This is a genomic window from Arthrobacter sp. TJ-238 (assembly GCF_058269215.1).
Map to the genome: position 1 here is coordinate 21,938 of NZ_JBZCNH010000012.1, position 16,619 is coordinate 38,556.

At 72.1% G+C, this 16,619-nt stretch carries 14 protein-coding genes; 9 read left to right on the forward strand and 5 right to left on the reverse strand.

Going from position 1 to position 16,619, the window contains the following annotated elements:
* The first annotated feature begins 2 nt into the window (after positions 1-2).
* Positions 3-1,343 carry an MFS transporter gene (locus AC4D2O_RS18385; protein WP_490908831.1) on the forward strand — a complete coding sequence of 447 codons (1,341 nt, stop codon included), beginning with the start codon at positions 3-5 and terminating at the stop codon, positions 1,341-1,343.
* Between the two features lie 99 nt (positions 1,344-1,442).
* Positions 1,443-1,613 carry a hypothetical protein gene (locus AC4D2O_RS18390; RefSeq protein ID WP_490908832.1) on the forward strand — a complete coding sequence of 57 codons (171 nt, stop codon included), beginning with the start codon at positions 1,443-1,445 and terminating at the stop codon, positions 1,611-1,613.
* 130 nt (positions 1,614-1,743) lie between these two features.
* On the opposite strand, the gene AC4D2O_RS18395 is transcribed toward AC4D2O_RS18390, so the two are convergent.
* On the reverse strand, positions 1,744-2,757 hold the full coding sequence (locus AC4D2O_RS18395) for a serine/threonine-protein kinase (RefSeq protein ID WP_490908833.1): 1,014 nt from the start codon (positions 2,755-2,757) through the stop codon (positions 1,744-1,746).
* Between the two features lie 124 nt (positions 2,758-2,881).
* Positions 2,882-3,688, reverse strand: coding sequence for an alpha/beta fold hydrolase (locus tag AC4D2O_RS18400; RefSeq protein ID WP_490908835.1), 807 nt, complete (start codon positions 3,686-3,688; stop codon positions 2,882-2,884).
* 227 nt (positions 3,689-3,915) lie between these two features.
* Between AC4D2O_RS18400 and AC4D2O_RS18405 the strand changes: the two genes are divergently transcribed.
* From AC4D2O_RS18405 to AC4D2O_RS18430, 6 genes are all read left to right on the forward strand, one after another.
* On the forward strand, positions 3,916-4,638 hold the full coding sequence (locus AC4D2O_RS18405; protein ID WP_490908836.1) for an NUDIX hydrolase: 723 nt from the start codon (positions 3,916-3,918) through the stop codon (positions 4,636-4,638).
* A 68-nt stretch (positions 4,639-4,706) separates the two neighbouring features.
* Entirely contained in the window at positions 4,707-5,990 is a 1,284-nt protein-coding gene (gene nadA, locus AC4D2O_RS18410) for a quinolinate synthase NadA (RefSeq protein WP_490908837.1), read from the forward strand.
* The gene (gene nadB, locus AC4D2O_RS18415) at positions 5,987-7,711 is read left to right on the forward strand and encodes an L-aspartate oxidase (RefSeq protein ID WP_490908838.1); all 1,725 of its coding nucleotides are present in this window, start codon (positions 5,987-5,989) and stop codon (positions 7,709-7,711) included. Before nadA ends, nadB begins: the two co-directional genes overlap by 4 nt.
* Entirely contained in the window at positions 7,708-8,679 is a 972-nt protein-coding gene (gene nadC / locus AC4D2O_RS18420) for a carboxylating nicotinate-nucleotide diphosphorylase (protein ID WP_490908839.1), read from the forward strand. The genes nadB and nadC overlap by 4 nt, the downstream gene beginning before the upstream one ends.
* The gene (locus AC4D2O_RS18425; protein ID WP_490908840.1) at positions 8,666-9,838 is read left to right on the forward strand and encodes a cysteine desulfurase family protein; all 1,173 of its coding nucleotides are present in this window, start codon (positions 8,666-8,668) and stop codon (positions 9,836-9,838) included. Before nadC ends, AC4D2O_RS18425 begins: the two co-directional genes overlap by 14 nt.
* A 123-nt stretch (positions 9,839-9,961) precedes the next feature.
* Positions 9,962-10,750 carry a hypothetical protein gene (locus tag AC4D2O_RS18430; protein ID WP_490908841.1) on the forward strand — a complete coding sequence of 263 codons (789 nt, stop codon included), beginning with the start codon at positions 9,962-9,964 and terminating at the stop codon, positions 10,748-10,750.
* 13 nt (positions 10,751-10,763) lie between these two features.
* Here the strand turns inward: AC4D2O_RS18430 and AC4D2O_RS18435 are convergent, their stop codons facing one another.
* Positions 10,764-11,681 (reverse strand): oxidoreductase, encoded by a 918-nt coding sequence (locus AC4D2O_RS18435; RefSeq protein ID WP_490908842.1) that lies wholly within the window; start codon positions 11,679-11,681, stop codon positions 10,764-10,766.
* A 122-nt stretch (positions 11,682-11,803) separates the two neighbouring features.
* Between AC4D2O_RS18435 and AC4D2O_RS18440 the strand changes: the two genes are divergently transcribed.
* Positions 11,804-12,607, forward strand: a complete 804-nt coding sequence (locus AC4D2O_RS18440) for a transglutaminase-like domain-containing protein (protein WP_490908843.1) — start codon at positions 11,804-11,806, stop codon at positions 12,605-12,607.
* A gap of 80 nt (positions 12,608-12,687) precedes the next feature.
* Here the strand turns inward: AC4D2O_RS18440 and AC4D2O_RS18445 are convergent, their stop codons facing one another.
* Positions 12,688-13,194 carry a MarR family winged helix-turn-helix transcriptional regulator gene (locus AC4D2O_RS18445; protein ID WP_490908845.1) on the reverse strand — a complete coding sequence of 169 codons (507 nt, stop codon included), beginning with the start codon at positions 13,192-13,194 and terminating at the stop codon, positions 12,688-12,690.
* Between the two features lie 120 nt (positions 13,195-13,314).
* Complete coding sequence (locus tag AC4D2O_RS18450) at positions 13,315-16,569, reverse strand: efflux RND transporter permease subunit (RefSeq protein WP_490908846.1); 3,255 nt, start codon at positions 16,567-16,569, stop codon at positions 13,315-13,317.
* Between the last annotated feature and the right edge of the window lie 50 nt (positions 16,570-16,619).

Genomic DNA, 16,619 nt, shown 5'->3' on the forward strand with positions numbered 1-16,619 from the left:
GCATGTACAAGAACCCGACGCCCGCCTCGGCGGACTCCCTCCCGTCCCCGACATCGTCCCCCGCACCACACCCCGACAGCCCTGAGCGGTCCCGCCTCGGCAGGTTCGGCGTGCTGCCGCGACTCTCGGGTACCTCCTTCCTCGTGCTCGGCCTCTTCGCCCGGCTTCCCCTCGCGATGCTCACCGTCGGAGCCCTGACGCTCGTGACCACCGCCAGCGGCTCCTACGCCGCCGGCGGATTCGCGGCCGGCGCCGTCGGCGTCGGCTCGGCTCTCGGCGCGCCCCTCCTCGGCGTCCTCGCGGACAGGCTCGGCCAGCGGATCGTGCTGCTCGTCTCGGCGGTCCTCAACACCCTGGCCATCGCGGCCCTGCTGGTCGTGACCCTCACGAGCGAACGCTTCACGGGAGGAGCCCTCGCCCTCGTGCTCGTCGCGGCCTTCGCGATGGGCTTCACGTGCCCGCAGATCGGGCCGCTCGCCAGGGTCCGCTGGATGGCGATGACCCGGGGTCGCGGCGCGGACCTCGACACTGCGCTGTCCTACGAGGGGACGGCCGACGAACTGACCTTCGTTCTCGGCCCCGCCCTCGTGGGCCTGCTTGCCGGCCTGATCGCGCCATGGCTCCCGCTGGCTCTGGCCGCCGCCCTCACCCTCACCCTCGTCAGCGCCTTCGCCGTGCACCGGACGGTGGCGTTCAGCGATGCGCCCCCCGCGCCCGCGGGCGAGGACGGCACCACCGGCGGGGACGCGCCCGGGTACCGGACGTGGCTCGTCCTGCTTCCCGTGGCGGGCATGATCGCCATGGGGACGTTCTTCGGGTCCACGCAGACGTTCCTCACGGCCTTCACCGGACACTTCGGCTCGCCCGAGTCCTCGGGGCTGCTGTACGCCGTGATGGGGCTCAGCTCCGCGCTCGCCGCCCTGTCAGTGGCCTATTGGCCCCGGCGTTTCGGCCACACGGCCCGCTGGATCGCGTCGGCCGCGGCGATGGCGGCCGCCGCCGTGGCGCTGGCCCTCCCGGACACGATCGGCGCCATGGTCCTGGTGCTGCTCGTCCTCGGCCTCTTCGTGGGACCCACCATGGTGACCATCTTCTCCATCGGCTCGGACGTCGCTCCGGCGAACAGGCTCGGCACGGTCATGACGCTGCTCGCCAGCGGGATCGTCGCAGGGACGGCGATCGGCTCGGCGCTCGCGGGGACGCTCGCCGAATCGGCCGGAGCCGCAGGCGCTGCGGCGGTCCCGGCATCGTCGGCAGCCGTCCTGCTGCTCCTCGGTGTCCTCTCCGCCGTCGCCCTGCGGCGCGCGAGGAGTGGACGGGGCATGTCCCCGAGTGCCTGCTGACGCGCCCCATAGCATGCCGGCCGTGACCGGTCGGCGCGCTGTCGCTTCCCCCTCGCCGCGCATAGGATCGTAGGACATCCGAGCTGCAGGAGGACTGACATGAGTACCGAAGGCACCGAACACGAAGGTACCGGACACGACGGCGCCGAGGACGCACAGGGCGTCGGCCCCGAGGGGACCATCCCCGCGAGCGAGGATGGCGTGGCGGCGGGATCGACCGACGAGCCGAGCAACTTCGAGCCGGAAGAGGACGACGGCGACGGGTCCTGACCCGGAACCGACACGGAAGGGCCCGGGTCATCGGCAGTGCCGGTGACCCGGGCCCTTCCGCGTCGATGCGCCGGTCGTCGGAGCAGGGGGCACGGAGCGGGACCTCCGGGTCAGGCGCCGGATGCAGTACTCAGGCGATGCTGGGAGCGCGCCGGGGCGGATCCGGCAGGCGGACGTTGCCGGCGAGGACACCGCCCGTGACGGATCCGCCGGTGACGAACCCGCCCGTGATCACGCCCCCGGTGGCGAGGCCGGCGTCGTCCGCGGCGCGAGCGCCCTGCGCGGTCCGCTGTCCCGGCACTGCCGGAGCCGGCACCCGCGGGTGGTCGCCGGTCCGGCTGCGCAGCTGGAGGGCGACATCGTGCGCGCGCGGTCGGCGGGCCGGGTCCCTCGACGTCATGCGGCGCAGCAGGTCCGCCCAGTCCGGTCCGAGCGAATCGGGCACTTCGGGGTCGCGGAGGAGCCGCGCCAGGGCCGCCTCGACCACCGGCCCCGGGAACGCCTTCTCACCGGTCAGGCATTCGAGGAGGACGAGGCCCAGCGAGTAGACATCGCTCCGATCGTCGACGGGGTCGCCCTTGGCCTGCTCCGGACTCAGGTAGTTCGCCGTGCCGATCGTCGCCCCGGCGGCCGTCGCCATGGTGGCCTCCACCATGCGGGCTATCCCGAAGTCCGTGAGCTTGGCGTACAGGCGCGTACTGTTGTCCGCGCTCTGGAAGAGCAGGATGTTGGCGGGCTTCACGTCACGGTGGACCACGCCCTCGGAGTGGACGTAGGCCAGGGCATCGGCCAGGTCCGCCCCGAGTTGAGCCACGTCCTCCGCGCTGAGCGCGCCGCGCTTGAGGCGGTGGCGAAGGTCCTCACCGTCCACGAGTTCCATGACCAGGAAGCCGGTGGTCCGGCCGTCCTCGTCCACCTGCATCCCTGCGTCATGCAGGGCCACGAGACCGGGATGGTTGAGTGTGGAGAGCAGCATCGTCTCGGTGTGCTGGCGGCGGTAGTCGTCGTCGTCGGACGTCGCGGGATTGAAGATCTTGATCGCGACCGTCCGGCCGAGGGTGCGGTCGACCGCACGGTACACCGAGGCGGCTCCTCCGACTCCGAGCAGTTCCGTGGTCTCGTACCGGTCGGCAAGGACCCGCATGCGTGTCCTCCCGCGACAGTTCGTGATGATCGGTTCGCACGGCCGTAAGGGTGCTGATCAATTGTCAGTATAACGTCCGTGGATTCCGCCCCTGCGCGCCCGATGAGGCGTTACCGAATCTTGATCAGCGTCCTCCGTCGAGGAATCCGAGGGCCGCGTCCTTGAAGAGTCGCGAGGTGATGGCATTCGAGTGGTTCCGTCCCGGAAGCATCGCCACGGCGGCATCCGGTGCCCACTCCCTGAGGTCCTCGATGCCGCCGGCGTAGTCGTCCTGGTCGCCGGCGACCAGGAGCAGCGGCATGCGGGGCACGGCGCCCTGCGGGTCGAACGGCTCCGTCTTGATGGCCGTGACCATCGCCAGGAGCGCGGGGACGTCCGCGTGATCGCCCGCCTGGGCCATGCGCAGGAGGTCGGCGGTGGTCGGGTCCTCCGGGGGCGCGCCCCCGGCGAGGAAGCGCTCCGCGCCCTCGAGGTCGAAGGAGGCGAGGGGGTCGGCCGTCCCCGGCCCACCCAGCACCATGCGCCGGACGATCTCCGGCTGTGTGGCACCGAACTCCCAGGCGAGGCGGGATCCCAGGGAGTAGCCGACGACGTCCACGCCGGATGCCGGGTCGCCCTCGCGGAGCGGCATCACACGCTCGTCGAACAGCGCCTGCAGGATGTCCGCGCGCATGCGGCTCGGCGTGTAGGCGCCGCCGTCGTCCGGCGCCGCGCTGTCGCCGTGCGCAGGGAGGTCCACCATGATGACGCTGCGGCCGGCGTCGTTGAGGAAGCGGACCCAGCCCGTGTCCGTCCAGTTCTGCCGCGACGAGGAGCCGAAGCCGTGCAGCAGGAGGATCGGCGGCAGGGGGAGCGGGGATGCCGCAGCGCTGCGCGTGATGGACAGGTGGGGGTCGATGCCCTCGACGTCGTGTACGGCGTGGTGGTCCATGTACCCCATCGTAAGGGCGGCAGGGACGTGTGCTCCGTCGAACACATCCCCGCCGGCGGCCCGGAGGCCGACGCCTGAGACTTTAGACACTTCCCGCCGGGGGTTTGACCCGGCGCCGCGAGGCGCCCGGCCGGCGGGACGACGGAGCCTTCCGTGACCCCCATCGATGAGTTATAGTCATTTCGACCCTAAGTGGCGTCGCGCCTCATCGGACGGAAGGACCGGGTATGTACGGCTCGGCCAACGTCTCGGAGCGCCAGGCCCAGGCACCGGCGCTCGCCATCTCGACGGTGATCTTCGCCCTGCGCTCCGATCCCGTGTCCGGTCGGTCGGAGATCTGGCTTCCACTCGTCCGCAGGATCCGACAGCCGCATCTCGGCCGGTGGGCGCTTCCCGGCGGACCGCTCGGCGGGAGCGAATCCCTGCAGGACGCCGCGGCGAGGAACCTGCGGGAGACGACGGATCTCGAGCCCACGTACCTCGAGCAGCTCTACGCGTTCGGAGGGCTCGATCGTGCGGCCGCGCAGCGCCTGGTGTCCATCGTGTACTGGGCGCTCGTCCGTCCGGACCAGGCCGATCTCGCACGGGAGTCGGAGAACGTCCGGTGGTTCCGCGCATCCGAGGCGGAGGGCCTCGCCTTCGACCACGACGAGATCGTCGCGTACGCCCTCGAACGGCTGCGCGGCAAGATCGAGTACGGCTCCGTCGCCTATCACTTCCTGGGCGACCGGTTCACGCTCGCGCAGCTGCGCCGGGTCTACGAGGCCGTCCTCGGCCGGCAGCTCGACCCGGCGAACTTCCGGCGCCAGTTCCGGTCGGCCAAGGACATCGCCGCCACCGACGACGTGCTGCAGGGTGTGCGCAACCGCCCGCCCAGGCTCTACCGCTACAGCGGACAGCCCGCGCCCGCAGCCCCGACCGACCCCGGGCAGACAGCCGTCCGGCCCTGACCCGTCCCGATCCGTCCCGATTCCGCCGCCGCCCGTCCGCCGGTCGGCCCCACTGCAGGGAGAAGCCCATGTCCGTCACCACCGCCATCCAGCTCGTCAGCCGAGGAGAGGCAGCGGCCGCCGCAGGAGCCGGGACCTGCTCGCCCGACCTCGTCCGCGACCCCTGGGCGTTCGATGCCCTCCCCATGCCGAGCTACGGCCCCGGCGCCTCCGTGCACGACCAGGCCCCACCCGCCACGCCCCGGCAGGGCGAACTCCCGGAGGACTACAGGACCGCATCGCCCGAGGACCTCGACCGCCGCATCCTCGCCGCCAAGGACGCGCTCGGGGAATCGGCGGTCATCCTCGGCCACTTCTACCAGCGCGACGAGGTGGTCCGGTACGCCGATTTCGTGGGCGACAGCTACCAACTCGCCCGTGCCGCCACGGAACGCTCGGCCGCGCGATCCATCATCTTCTGCGGCGTGCACTTCATGGCGGAGACGGCGGACATGCTGTCGACGCCCGAGCAGTCCGTCATCCTGCCCAACCTCGCAGCGGGCTGTTCGATGGCCGACATGGCGGACATCGACTCCGTCACCGAATGCTGGGAGCAGCTGACAGCGCTCTTCCGGAGCGAGCGGGACACCGATGGCCGCCAGCCCGTCATCCCCGTGACGTACATGAACTCCTCGGCCGCGCTGAAGGGGTTCTGCGGCGAGAACGGGGGGATCGTCTGCACGTCGTCGAACGCCGAGGCAGTGCTCCAGTGGGCCTTCGAACGCGGTCGGCGCGTCCTGTTCTTCCCTGACCAGCACCTCGGCCGCAATACCGCCAAGGCCATGGGAGTGCCCCTCGAGCAGATGCCGATGTGGAACCCGCGCAGGCCCTGGGGAGGGACCGACGAGCAGACGCTGCGCGACGCCCGCGTGATCCTCTGGCACGGTTTCTGCTCCGTGCACCGGCGCTTCACCGTCGCGCAGATCGAGAAGGCGCGCGCTGAGCACCCCGGTGTCCGGGTGATCGTGCACCCGGAGTGCCCCATGCCCGTGGTGGATGCCGCGGACGAATCGGGCTCCACCGACTACATCCGCAAGGCCGTCGCTGCGGCTGCGCCCGGCAGCACCTTCGCGATCGGCACGGAGATCAACATGGTGAACCGGCTCGCCGCGCAGTACCCCGAGCACACCATCTTCTGCCTCGACCCCGTCATCTGCCCCTGCTCCACGATGTACCGGATCCACCCGGGGTACCTCGCCTGGGTGCTCGAAGGGCTCGTGCAGGGGCGGGTGGTCAACCGGATCACGGTGCCCGACAGCGTCGCCGTCCCGGCGCGGGTGGCCCTGAACCGCATGCTCGCGGTCCAGCCGTGACGCCGCCCGCCGGCGCCGCGCCGTCGACCGATGGCGGGCGCACCCGGGCGGTCGTCGTGGGTGCCGGCGTCGCGGGCCTGCAGACCGCGCTGGTGCTGCGCCGCCTCGATCCGCGCCGCGAGGTCGTCCTGCTCGCCAAGGCGGCGCTCGCCGAGAGCAACACCCGGTACGCGCAGGGCGGGATCGCCGCCGTCGTGCCGGCCCGCCCCGACGAGCGGGCGGCCACCACGAAGGCGAGCGCCCCGGATTCGGTGGCGGCGCACATCGCCGACACGCTCGCTGCGGGTGCCGGGCTGGCCGACCCGGATGCCGTCGCCGTCCTCTGCCGCGGAGCCGAGGCCGGCATCGAAGCCCTCGAGCAGGCAGGGGTCGTCTTCGACAGCGCAGACCGTGCAGACACCGCAGACCGTGCAGACTCAGCGGATACCGGCACCGCGGCGTCGCTGGCCCGCGGCCGCGAAGCCGCCCATTCCGCGCCGCGGATCCTGCATATCGGCGGTGACGCTACCGGAGCCGGGCTGGTGGAGGCGCTGACCGCCGCCGTCCGGGCCGACGGCGACATCCGCGTGCTCGAGAGCGCCTTCGTCACGCGGGTGCTGCTCGACGGCGCACCAGGCGGCGTGCGGCGGGCCGAGGGCGTCGAGGTGCTCACGGAGCGGGGCTCGCAGCAGGTCCGGGCCGACGCCGTCGTCCTGGCGACAGGAGGCGCCGGCCAGCTCTTCGAGCACACCACCAACCCGGGCATCAGCACGGGCGACGGCGTGGCCCTGGCCTGGCGCGCAGGTGCCACGGTCGCGGACCTCGAGTTCTTCCAGTTCCATCCCACGTCGCTCGACGTCCCCGGGAACCCGCTCATCTCGGAGGCCGTGCGCGGCGAGGGGGCCCGGCTCGTCGACGCCGACGAGCGCGCCTTCATGACCGATGTCCACCCCGCCGGCGACCTCGCGCCGCGCGATGTCGTAGCCCGCGGTATCGCCCGGCAGATCGCCCGACATCCTGCTCCGGGCCGCGTCCCGGACCCCGCCCGGCATCCCCGCCCGGCCGGCCCGCGGCCGGGGGTCCGGCTCGATGCGACCGCGCTCGGAGCGGCGTTCCTCGCCCGCCGGTTCCCGTCCCTCACCGCGCTCACCGCACGGCACGGATTCGACTGGGCGGCGGACCCGGTGCCCGTCGTCCCCGCCGCCCATTACTGGATGGGCGGCGTCCGGACGGACACCGACGGGCGGACCACGGTGCCGGGCCTCTTCGCCGTCGGGGAGGTGGCGTGCACCGGGGTGCATGGTGCCAACAGGCTCGCCTCGAACAGCCTGCTCGAAGGGGTGGTATTCGGAGCGCGCTGCGCGGCCACGATCTCCGCGGGAGGGGGAGAGGTGCCCCGGTTCGACGCCGAGCCGCTGGACCTCGAGGCCGGCGGGACCCCCACGCAGTCCTTCACGCGGCGCGACCTGCAGGCGCTGATGTCCGACCACGCCGGGATCCTGCGCACGCAGGACGGACTCGATCTCGCCCGGAAACACCTGGCCTCCTACCGCTCCGATAACGCGCCCGAGGACGCCAACCTCCTGCTGTGTGCACGGCTCCTCGTCCACGCGGCCGCCTCCAGGGCCGATTCGTGCGGAGCCCACTTCCGCGCCGACCAGCCCGACACCCTGCCCGGGCCTCCCGCCCCGAGCCGGTCCTACGTCCGGGCCGTACGAGCCACCGAAGGAACAACACCATGACGAACACAGCCGCCACCCTGCCCGTCACCTCTTCGACTGCGTGGACCGCCCCGCCGCCGCAGCACCTCATCGACGCCGTCGTCGCCGCCGCACTCGCGGAGGACGCACCCTGGGGTGACATCACCTGCCAGGCGCTGATCCACCCCGAGCTGCGCGCGACGGCGTCCATCACCGCCCGCGAGCCCGGCATCCTCTGCGGGACCGCCGCCGTCGAGGCGGCGATGCGCCTCACCGACGCACGCATCCGCGTCGACTTCCCGCAGGCGGACGGCGCGCGGTTCGACGCAGGCACCGTCCTCGCCGAGATCAGCGGGCCGGCGGCGGGCATCCTCACAGCCGAACGGACCGCGCTGAACATCGCCCAGCGCCTGAGCGGGATCGCCACGCTGACGCGTGCGTTCGTGGACGCTGCGGGCGGCACCCGGGCACGCATCACCGACACCCGGAAGACGACGCCCGGCCTCCGTGTCCTGGAGCGGTGGGCGGTCCGCTGCGGCGGGGGCTCCAACCACCGGTCCGGGCTGTCCGACGCGGTCATGGTGAAGGACAACCACCTGGCGCTACTCGCGGTGGACGGCCCCGAGGCGCTCACCGAAGCGCTGCTCACCGTGCGGTCCAGGGTGCCGCACACCGTGCACGTCGAGGTGGAGGTGGACCGGCTGGACCAGCTCGACCCGGTCCTCGCCGCGGGCGTGGACACCATCATGCTCGACAACTTCGACCTCGACGACCTCGCTGCGGGTGTGCGCCTGATCGGCGGCCGCGCGCTGGTCGAGGCGAGCGGCAACGTCCGCCTCGACACGGTGGCCGGCATCGCTGCGACCGGCGTGGACATCATCTCCGCGGGGGCCCTGACCCACAGCGTCCGATCCCTGGATCTCGGGCTGGACTTCGGTCCGGGCGTCGGGCCCGGGGTGTACCCGGAGGTACGGGGCGGCCGGTCCGGTGGACGCCATGATGTATCTTGACGCCGCCGCGACCGCGCCCGCACGGCGTGAGGTCCTCGAAGAGATGTGGCCCTTCCTGACCACGACCTTCGGCAACCCCTCGAGCCACCACACCTACGGCGAGGCGGCCGCGGCCGAGTTCTCGCGGGCCCGCGCACGGATCGCGGCGCTGCTCGGCTGCCGTCCGGCGGAGATCGTCTTCACCTCGGGCGGCACCGAGGGGAACAACCTCGCGCTCAAGGGGATGGCCCTGGCGGCCCCGCGGGGACGCCACATCGTGACGAGCGCGATCGAGCACCCGGCGGTACTCGAGGTGCTCGGCTACCTCCGCCGCTTCCACGGCTTCCGCATCACGACCCTGCCCGTCTCAGGTACGGGCCTCGTCTCGCCGGACGCGCTCGCTTCGGTGGTCGACGACGCGACGACGCTCTGCACGGTGATGTATGCGAACAACGAGGTGGGCACCGTGCAGGACATCGAAGGACTCGCCGGCGTGTGCCGTCGTGCCGGGGTCCCGTTCCACACCGACGCCGTGCAGGCTGCGGGCTGGCTCCCCCTGGACGTCGGCGGCCTGGGCGTGACCGCCCTCACCCTGTCGGGCCACAAGCTCGGCACCCCGAAGGGCACCGGATTGATGTACCTCCGCGCCGGGACGCCCTGCGAGCCGGTTCTGCACGGCGGCGGGCAGGAGCGCGGGCGCAGGTCCGGGACGGAGAACGTGGCCGGCGCCGTGGGCCTCGCGCGGGCCCTCGAACTCGCGCAGGGCTCGTTGCCGGCGGCGGCGGTCACGGCGGCGACGGCGCGGGATGCCTTCATCTCCTCGGTCCTCGAGCGAGTACCCGGGGCGATCCTGACCGGTGACGCGGAGCAGCGGCTGCCCGGGCTCGCCTCGTTCTGCTTCCCGGGCGTGAACGGCGAGACGGTCCTCCTCGAACTCGAGCGCCGCGGCGTCGTCTGCTCCAGCGGATCGGCCTGCGCGGCGGGGTCCGCCGAGCCCTCGGCCGTCCTGCTGGCACTCGGCCTCGACGAGGAGACCGCCTCCACGGCGGTGCGGCTCTCGTGGACGCAGGGCACACCGTCCGGCGACCTCGAGGCCGCCGCCCGCGCCGTCGTCGCGTCCGTGCTCACCGTCCGGGCGCTCGGCGCGGCACACCCCGACGCCGCGCCCGCCGAAGCCTAGACTGGCGGCACCGGACGACACCAGCGATACGAGAGCACACGGGGCACTACGAGAGCGATACCGAAGCAACACACCTGAGCAGCACCTGAGCGACACCGGAGCGACACCGGAGGGGGAGACGTCATGATGCACACCGGGATCATCGGGCGGAAGGCCCGACCGACACCACGGCTGCGCCGCGCGGCCCTCGGTGCGGTGCTCGCCGGGCTCCTGCTCACGTCGTGCTCCGCGCTGCAGGGCGGCGCCGGCTCGGCCTCGCCGTCGCCCTCGGGGTCCGCCTCCGGTGCGGCCCAGCCGACGGCGGCGCCCCTGCGGGAGGCCCGGGAGGGGTGGAAGGTGTTCACGGACCCCGGGCGGCTCGTGAGCTTCGAGCTGCCCGAGGCGTGGCTGGTGCAGCCGCTCGAACCGGCCGCGGGCACCTATGCGCCGGGTTCGCTGCACTACGCGGTCCGCACGCCGGAGGGCGTCACGACCGCCGAGCTGCATACGGGCATCCTGACACCCGAGACCCCCTGCCCGGAGGCGGAGCGCACGCCGTACCACGTCATCGGCAGCGAGCCGCTGGACCTGACGGGAGGAGCCCGGGCGGTTACCGACATGGAACCCCGCTTCGTGGTCCGGCTCATCACGGGTTTCCGCTTCTTCGGCTCCTACGGCATCACCGACCAGGTCGGCGGAGCGGACGGGCTCGCGTGCTCGCTGCCCAATACGGTCCAGGGAAGCGAGGCCCTCGGCCGGTTCAGCTTCGGCGACCTCGAGGTGCTCGTGCCGAAGGTGCCGGCGGAGACGGGGCCCTCGACGGTCTCGTTCGGCACCATCGGTGAGGCCGAGGCCTATTACGCCGCCCCGGAGTTCGCCACGATCCGCGAGATGGTCCTCTCCCTGCGGTTCGGGGCCGGCCCGGCCGGCTAGGCACCGGACCGCATCACGCAGCGGGCTGGAGGGCTCCGTAGTCGACGCCGGTCAGTTCGACGCTGCGGTTCCAGAGCCGCACCGCGATGTCCCGGTCGAGTACCCGGGGCACGGGGGCGACGAGGCGGGGTGCGCCGCGGGTCTCGCCGGGACCGGACGGGCCGTAGTAGTCGCCGCCGCGCACCTCCGACGCGGTCGCCGCGTACAGCGTGGGCAAGGCACCAGCGGCGTCGGACTGACCCATGAGCCTGAGGAAGCCGCCGAAGGCGTCGAGCACGGGAGCCTGCATGCCTGCGGTCAGGTTGGTGTTGGCCAGCCCGGGGTGGGCCGCGACGGAGGTGAGGTCCCAGCCCGCGGCGCGTGCCCGCCGGTCGAGTTCCACCATGAAGTAGAGGTTCGCGATCTTGCTCTGGCCGTAGGCACTCCAGCGGCGGTAGCGGCGCTCCGACTGCAGGTCCGCGAAGTCGATGCGTCCCCGCTTGTGGGCGAGGCTCGAGAGGGTGACGACGCGGGGGGAGGCCGCCTCCCGGAGGTTCGGCAGCAGCAGGCCGGTGAGGGCGAAATGTCCGAGGTGGTTGGTGCCGAACTGCAGTTCGAAACCGTCCGCCGTCGTGGCCTTCGGCGTCGCCATGACGCCGGCGTTGTTCACGAGGAGGTGCACGGGGCCGTCGAGGTCCGCCGCGAACTCCCGCACGGAGGCGAGGTCCGCGAGGTCCAGCACGCGCGTCTCGACGCCCTCACTGCCGGTGAGGGAGCGGACGCGTCCTTCGGCCTGGCGTCCGCGCTGTTCGTCGCGGCATGCGAGGACGACGTCGGCGCCCTTCCGCGCGAGCGCGACGGCGGTCTGCAGCCCCAGCCCGCTGTTGGCGCCGGTGATGACCGCGCGCCTGCCCGTCTGGTCGCCGATCGCATCCGCTGTGAAGTCGCTCATGGTGGTGCCTCTCCTGCGTGGGTGCCTGCCCGGCCCGGGGTGCCCGTCCGGCGTCGAAGGTGCCGCTTCCGCCCCAGCATAGAGTTGGGGACGAACGAATCGCCTACCGGGAGCAACGAACCATGCAGCGTACTGTCTCCGCCGACCTCGGTGCCACGACGATCGCCGGGACGGAGGTGGTGCTGTCCGTCGCGGTAGCAGCCCCGGAGGGCTACGCATCGGTCGACGAGCAACTGACCGTGCTGGTGGACGGGGAGCCGACCGAGGTCCGCACGCGGCAGGACAGGGACGGCAGTCGCCTGCACCTTCTCACCACACCGCGGGCCGCCACGGTCGACGTGCACTACCGGGCCACCGTCACCGGGCAGGCTGACTCCGCGCCGCGGGACGACGTCGACCTCGTGCGGTACGTGCGCCCGAGCCGCTACTGCGAGTCCGACCGCATCCTGCCGACCGCCTACTCCCTGATGCCCGATGACCGGGGGAGGGACCTCGTGCAGGGCCTGCGGGACTGGGTGGAGGCGGAGCTGTCCTATGTCTCGGGCTCCTCCCGCTTCACCGACGGCGCGGTGGACACGCTCCTCGCCCGCAGGGGCGTGTGCCGCGACTACGCCCACCTCCTGATCGCGCTCCTGCGCGCGCGGGACGTCCCCGCGCGCCTGGCGTCCGTGTACGCGCCGGGGCTCAGCCCGATGGACTTCCACGCCGTCGTGGAGGCGTGGGTCGACGGCGCCTGGCACCTGCTGGATGCTACGCGCCTCGCCCCGCGGGCAGCGATGCTGCGCATCGCGACGGGCAGGGACGCCACGGACACGGCGTTCGTCTCGACCGTGGGGGGTGCGCTGCAGCTCACCCACCTGATGGTGACCGCGACGGTCGACGAACTGCCCGTCGACCGGCCGCACGAACCGCTGTCCCTCCGCTGATCCGGCGCTGATCCGGCGCTGATCCGGCGCTGATCCGGCGACACGGGGGTGGGGGTGAGCTCCGACGGGCTGCGCGGCCCCTACTGACCGAGGCCCGCGTTGATCTTGTCGGTCAGGGCCTTGAGCTGTTCCATCTGGGTCGCGTCCAGCACGGGTGCGAGGACGTCCTGGATGCGGTGCACGTGGGCCGACCCGATCCGTCGCTGGAGGGCCCTTCCCTCGTCCGTCAGCGCGAGTTCGACGCCTCGCTGGTCGGCCTCGGCAGGGCGCCTCCGCACGAGGTTCCTCGCCTCGAGGCGGTCCACCATGCGGCTGAGGCTGGGCTGGCTGATCAGGAGATGGTGGTTGAGCTCGTTCAGCCGGGTCCAGCCGCCGGGGCAGCGGCTCAGGTTGAAGAGGACGTCGTACTCGCCGATGGGCAGTTCCCGGAACACGGGGTCCTGGCGGATCCGGCGCATGACGCCCACCTGTGCACGGAAGAGAGATTCCCAGGTCTCGGACGCCTGGCGGACCGAGGCGCCGGCAGCGCCCTCGCCGTTCTCACGGACCGGCTCGGGGTGCCCCGCGGCGGTGCTCGACTGGCCCATGGCTGCTCCCCGGCTTCCCGCCGGGTCCACCGGCTATTGGATACGTTTGCATCCATCATACGCGCGCCGGATCATCCGCGGCCGACGTCACCGACGCTGGACAGGCGCCGCCCGGCGACGTCAGTCGGTGGCGGCAGCCGCGTGCAGCGACGTCCGGGAAGGGTCGACGGTGGCGGTGGCGGTGGCGGCGGCAGTAGCGGTCGCGGTCGAGGTCGAGGTCGCGGTCGCGGTCGCGCTCGCGGCCCGGCGCCGGGCGCGCTCCTCACGGCGCCCCTCGACGAGCCGGTACAGGACCGGGACGAGGACGAGCGTCAACGCCGTCGACGAGACGAGCCCGCCGATCACGACGACGGCCAGCGGCTGCGAGATGAAACCCCCTTCGCCAGTGAGGCCGAGGGCCATCGGCGTGAGCGCGAAGATCGTGGCCAGGGCCGTCATGAGGATCGGCCGGAGGCGCTGCCGGGCCCCCTCGCGGATCGCGTCCGCCACGGGCAGGCCCGGCACGCCGTTCCGCGGGAGCCGATACTGGTTGATGAGGTCGATCAGCACGATCGCATTGGTGACGACGATGCCCACGAGCATCAGCATGCCGATGAGCGAGGGCAGTCCGAGCGGGATCCCCGTGATCAGGAGCAGCGCGATGGCGCCCGTGGCCGCGAAGGGGATGGAGACGAGCAGGATCAGGGGCTGCACGAGGCTCTTGAACGTCGCGACCATGATCACGTACACGATGGCGACGGCCGCCCAGAGCGCCAGGAACAGCTGGTCGAAGGACTCCGCCTGCTGGCTCGACGCGCCGCCGACGGTCGCGGTCGCGCCCGCGGGCAAGTCGATGCCGGCCAGTCGCTCGTTCACGGCGGTCGTCAGGCTTCCGAGGTCGTCGCCGGAAGGCGTGATGGACACGCGTGCCGTCCGCTCGCCGTTGGAGCTCGTGACCGTGAGCGGCACCTGCACCTCCTCGACGGACGCGACGTCGGTGAGGGGGATCGGTCCCCGGGCCGTCGGGATCCGGAGGGTGCGGAGCTGATCGAGGCTCGTGATCGGGGTGCCCTCGCCGATCAGGACCGGGAAGTCGTCCGCGTCGAAGCGCACGGACCCGGCCGGCACGGCGCTGATGCTGCCGCCGAGGAGGCCTGCGATCTGCCCCTCGCTGAGCCCGGCCCTGACGGCGGCCGCACGGTCCACGTCGATCTGCACCTGGGGCTGCGCGGCCGACAGGTTGCTCGTGACCTCCCCTGCGCCCTCGAGGCCCCGCATGCCGTCGAGGACCGCGACGTTGGCGGCCTCGAGGTCCTCGGGAACGGGAGCGGTGATGTCGACGTCGATGGTGCTCGACGTCCCGAAGCCGCCCTGCTGACTCGATAGCGAGAAGGTCCCTGCGTCCTGCATGCCCTCGAGGTCCCGGCGGACCGACTCCTGGAGCGCCTCCTGGTCCGCCTCCTCGTCGGTGATGACGGTGAAGGTCGCGACCGATGCCCCGCCGGAGAACTGGGCGGCGAAGCCGCCCTCCGCATTGCCGACGGTGAGCTGTACGTCCCGGATCTCCGGGTTCTCGGCGAGGAGGTCCTCGGTACGGCCGGCGGCCTCCGCCGTCGTCGCGAGACTGGACCCGGGCGCCAGTGTCTGAGTCAGCGAGAAGCTGTTCTGGCCCGAGCCGCCGAGGAGGTTGGTCGGCAGGAACGGGACCATGGCCGCCGTCGCGCCGAGCACGATGAGCCCGCCGACGAGCGTGACCACGGGGTGCCGTTGCGTGCCGCTCAGGATCGGCAGGTAGCCGCGCTGCAGCAGGGACGGCCGCTCGGGTGTCGGAGCGTCCTCGGTGTCGGACGATGCTGCGGCGGTGTGGCGTGCGGCGCGGCGCGAGGGCGTGGTCGCGGGGAGGAACCAGTAGGCCAGCACCGGGATGATGGTCAGCGACACGGCGAGGGACGCCAGCAGCGCGATACCCGTCGTGACGGCGAAGGGACGGAACAGTTCACCCGCCAGACCGCCGACGAACCCGATCGGCGCGAAGACGGCGACCGTGGTCAGGGTCGAGGCCGTGATGGCGCCTGCGACCTCCCGGACGGCCGTCAGGATGGCCTCGCGCTTCTCCTCCCCGTAGCCGAGGTGCCGCTTGATGTTCTCGATCACGACGATCGAATCGTCCACCACGCGTCCGATGGCGATGGTCAGCGCGCCGAGGGTTAGCAGGTTCAGCGAGTAGCCCGCGGCGTAGAGCCCGATGAACGTGATGAGCAGCGAGAGGGGGATGGAGATGGCCGTGACCAGCGTGGAGCGGACCGAGAGCAGGAAGACGAGGATGATGAGGACGGCGAAGCCGAGACCGAGGATGCCCTCGGTGGTGAGGTCGTCGATGCTGCTCTCGATGAAGGGTGCCTGGTCGAACACGACGGTGATGTCGGCGGCGTTGCCGAGCTCGGCCTCGAGCTCGGGCACGAGGGCGACGATCTGCTGGGAGATCTCCACGGTGTCGCCGTCGGGCACCTTGGTCACGGCGAGGGCGAGGGTCTCCACCCCGTTGGTGCGCGTGATGGAGGTGGCCTCGTCGTCGGCCAGGCTGACGTCGGCGACACCGCCGATGGTGACGACTCCGCGCGGAGCGGGCGACGGGGACGGCGACGAGGACGAGGACGACGGGAGGACCGGGAGAGCCTCGATGTCCTCGAGCGACCCGATCTGGCTGCCCGCCTGGATGGTCAGCGACCGCGGGTCCTCCTCGAGGGTCCCGACCGGCAGCAGCGCGCCGTTGTCCTCGAGCGTGCTGGTGAGGTCACCGACGGTCAGCCCTGCGGCTTCGAGGGCGCCGGCCCGCGGCAGGATCGCGACGTGCTGCGTGGCTCCACCGGAGACGTCCGCGGTCCGCACGCCGTCGATCTTCTGGAGCCTCGGGACGGTGAGGCGGGCGAGGTCGCCGTTGAGTTCGCTGAGGGACTGGTCCGAGGACACCGCCATGAAGACGATGGGCAGGTCGCTGATGCTGCCCGCGAGGGCCTGCGGCTCCACATCCTCCGGGAGGGTGGGGCGCACCGTGGAGATGGCGCGGTCCACCTGTGCCCTCGCGCGGTCGAGATCGGTCCCGTACACGAACACGAGGCTCACGGTCGAGACGCCCGTGCGTGAGGTGGAGGACGACGACTCGAGGCCCTCGACGCCGCTGAGCGCGGCTTCGAGGGGTTCGCTCACCTGCTGGTCGAGGTACGCCGGGGACGCGCCGGGCACGGTGGACAGCACCGTGATCTGGGGGAACTCGAGGGACGGGATGAGTTCCTGCTTGAGGGAGCCGAGGGTGATGACCCCGAACACCGACGCGAGGATGGTGATGAGCGCGATGAGCGCACGGTTGCCGAGGGAGAGATGGGCCAGACGGAACAAGGAACCTGCCTTCGCTGCTGGCGGGCGCCCGGTCGTCCGGCACCGCCGTC

Coding starts and splice junctions, on each gene's coding strand:
- AC4D2O_RS18385 (WP_490908831.1), top strand. CDS start 3: ATGTACAAGAACCCGACGCCCGCCTCGGCGGACTCCCTCCCGTCCCCG.
- AC4D2O_RS18390 (WP_490908832.1), top strand. CDS start 1,443: ATGAGTACCGAAGGCACCGAACACGAAGGTACCGGACACGACGGCGCC.
- AC4D2O_RS18395 (WP_490908833.1), bottom strand. CDS start 2,757: ATGCGGGTCCTTGCCGACCGGTACGAGACCACGGAACTGCTCGGAGTC.
- AC4D2O_RS18400 (WP_490908835.1), bottom strand. CDS start 3,688: ATGGACCACCACGCCGTACACGACGTCGAGGGCATCGACCCCCACCTG.
- AC4D2O_RS18405 (WP_490908836.1), top strand. CDS start 3,916: ATGTACGGCTCGGCCAACGTCTCGGAGCGCCAGGCCCAGGCACCGGCG.
- nadA (WP_490908837.1), top strand. CDS start 4,707: ATGTCCGTCACCACCGCCATCCAGCTCGTCAGCCGAGGAGAGGCAGCG.
- nadC (WP_490908839.1), top strand. CDS start 7,708: ATGACGAACACAGCCGCCACCCTGCCCGTCACCTCTTCGACTGCGTGG.
- AC4D2O_RS18425 (WP_490908840.1), top strand. CDS start 8,666: ATGATGTATCTTGACGCCGCCGCGACCGCGCCCGCACGGCGTGAGGTC.
- AC4D2O_RS18430 (WP_490908841.1), top strand. CDS start 9,962: ATGATGCACACCGGGATCATCGGGCGGAAGGCCCGACCGACACCACGG.
- AC4D2O_RS18435 (WP_490908842.1), bottom strand. CDS start 11,681: ATGAGCGACTTCACAGCGGATGCGATCGGCGACCAGACGGGCAGGCGC.
- AC4D2O_RS18440 (WP_490908843.1), top strand. CDS start 11,804: ATGCAGCGTACTGTCTCCGCCGACCTCGGTGCCACGACGATCGCCGGG.
- AC4D2O_RS18445 (WP_490908845.1), bottom strand. CDS start 13,194: ATGGGCCAGTCGAGCACCGCCGCGGGGCACCCCGAGCCGGTCCGTGAG.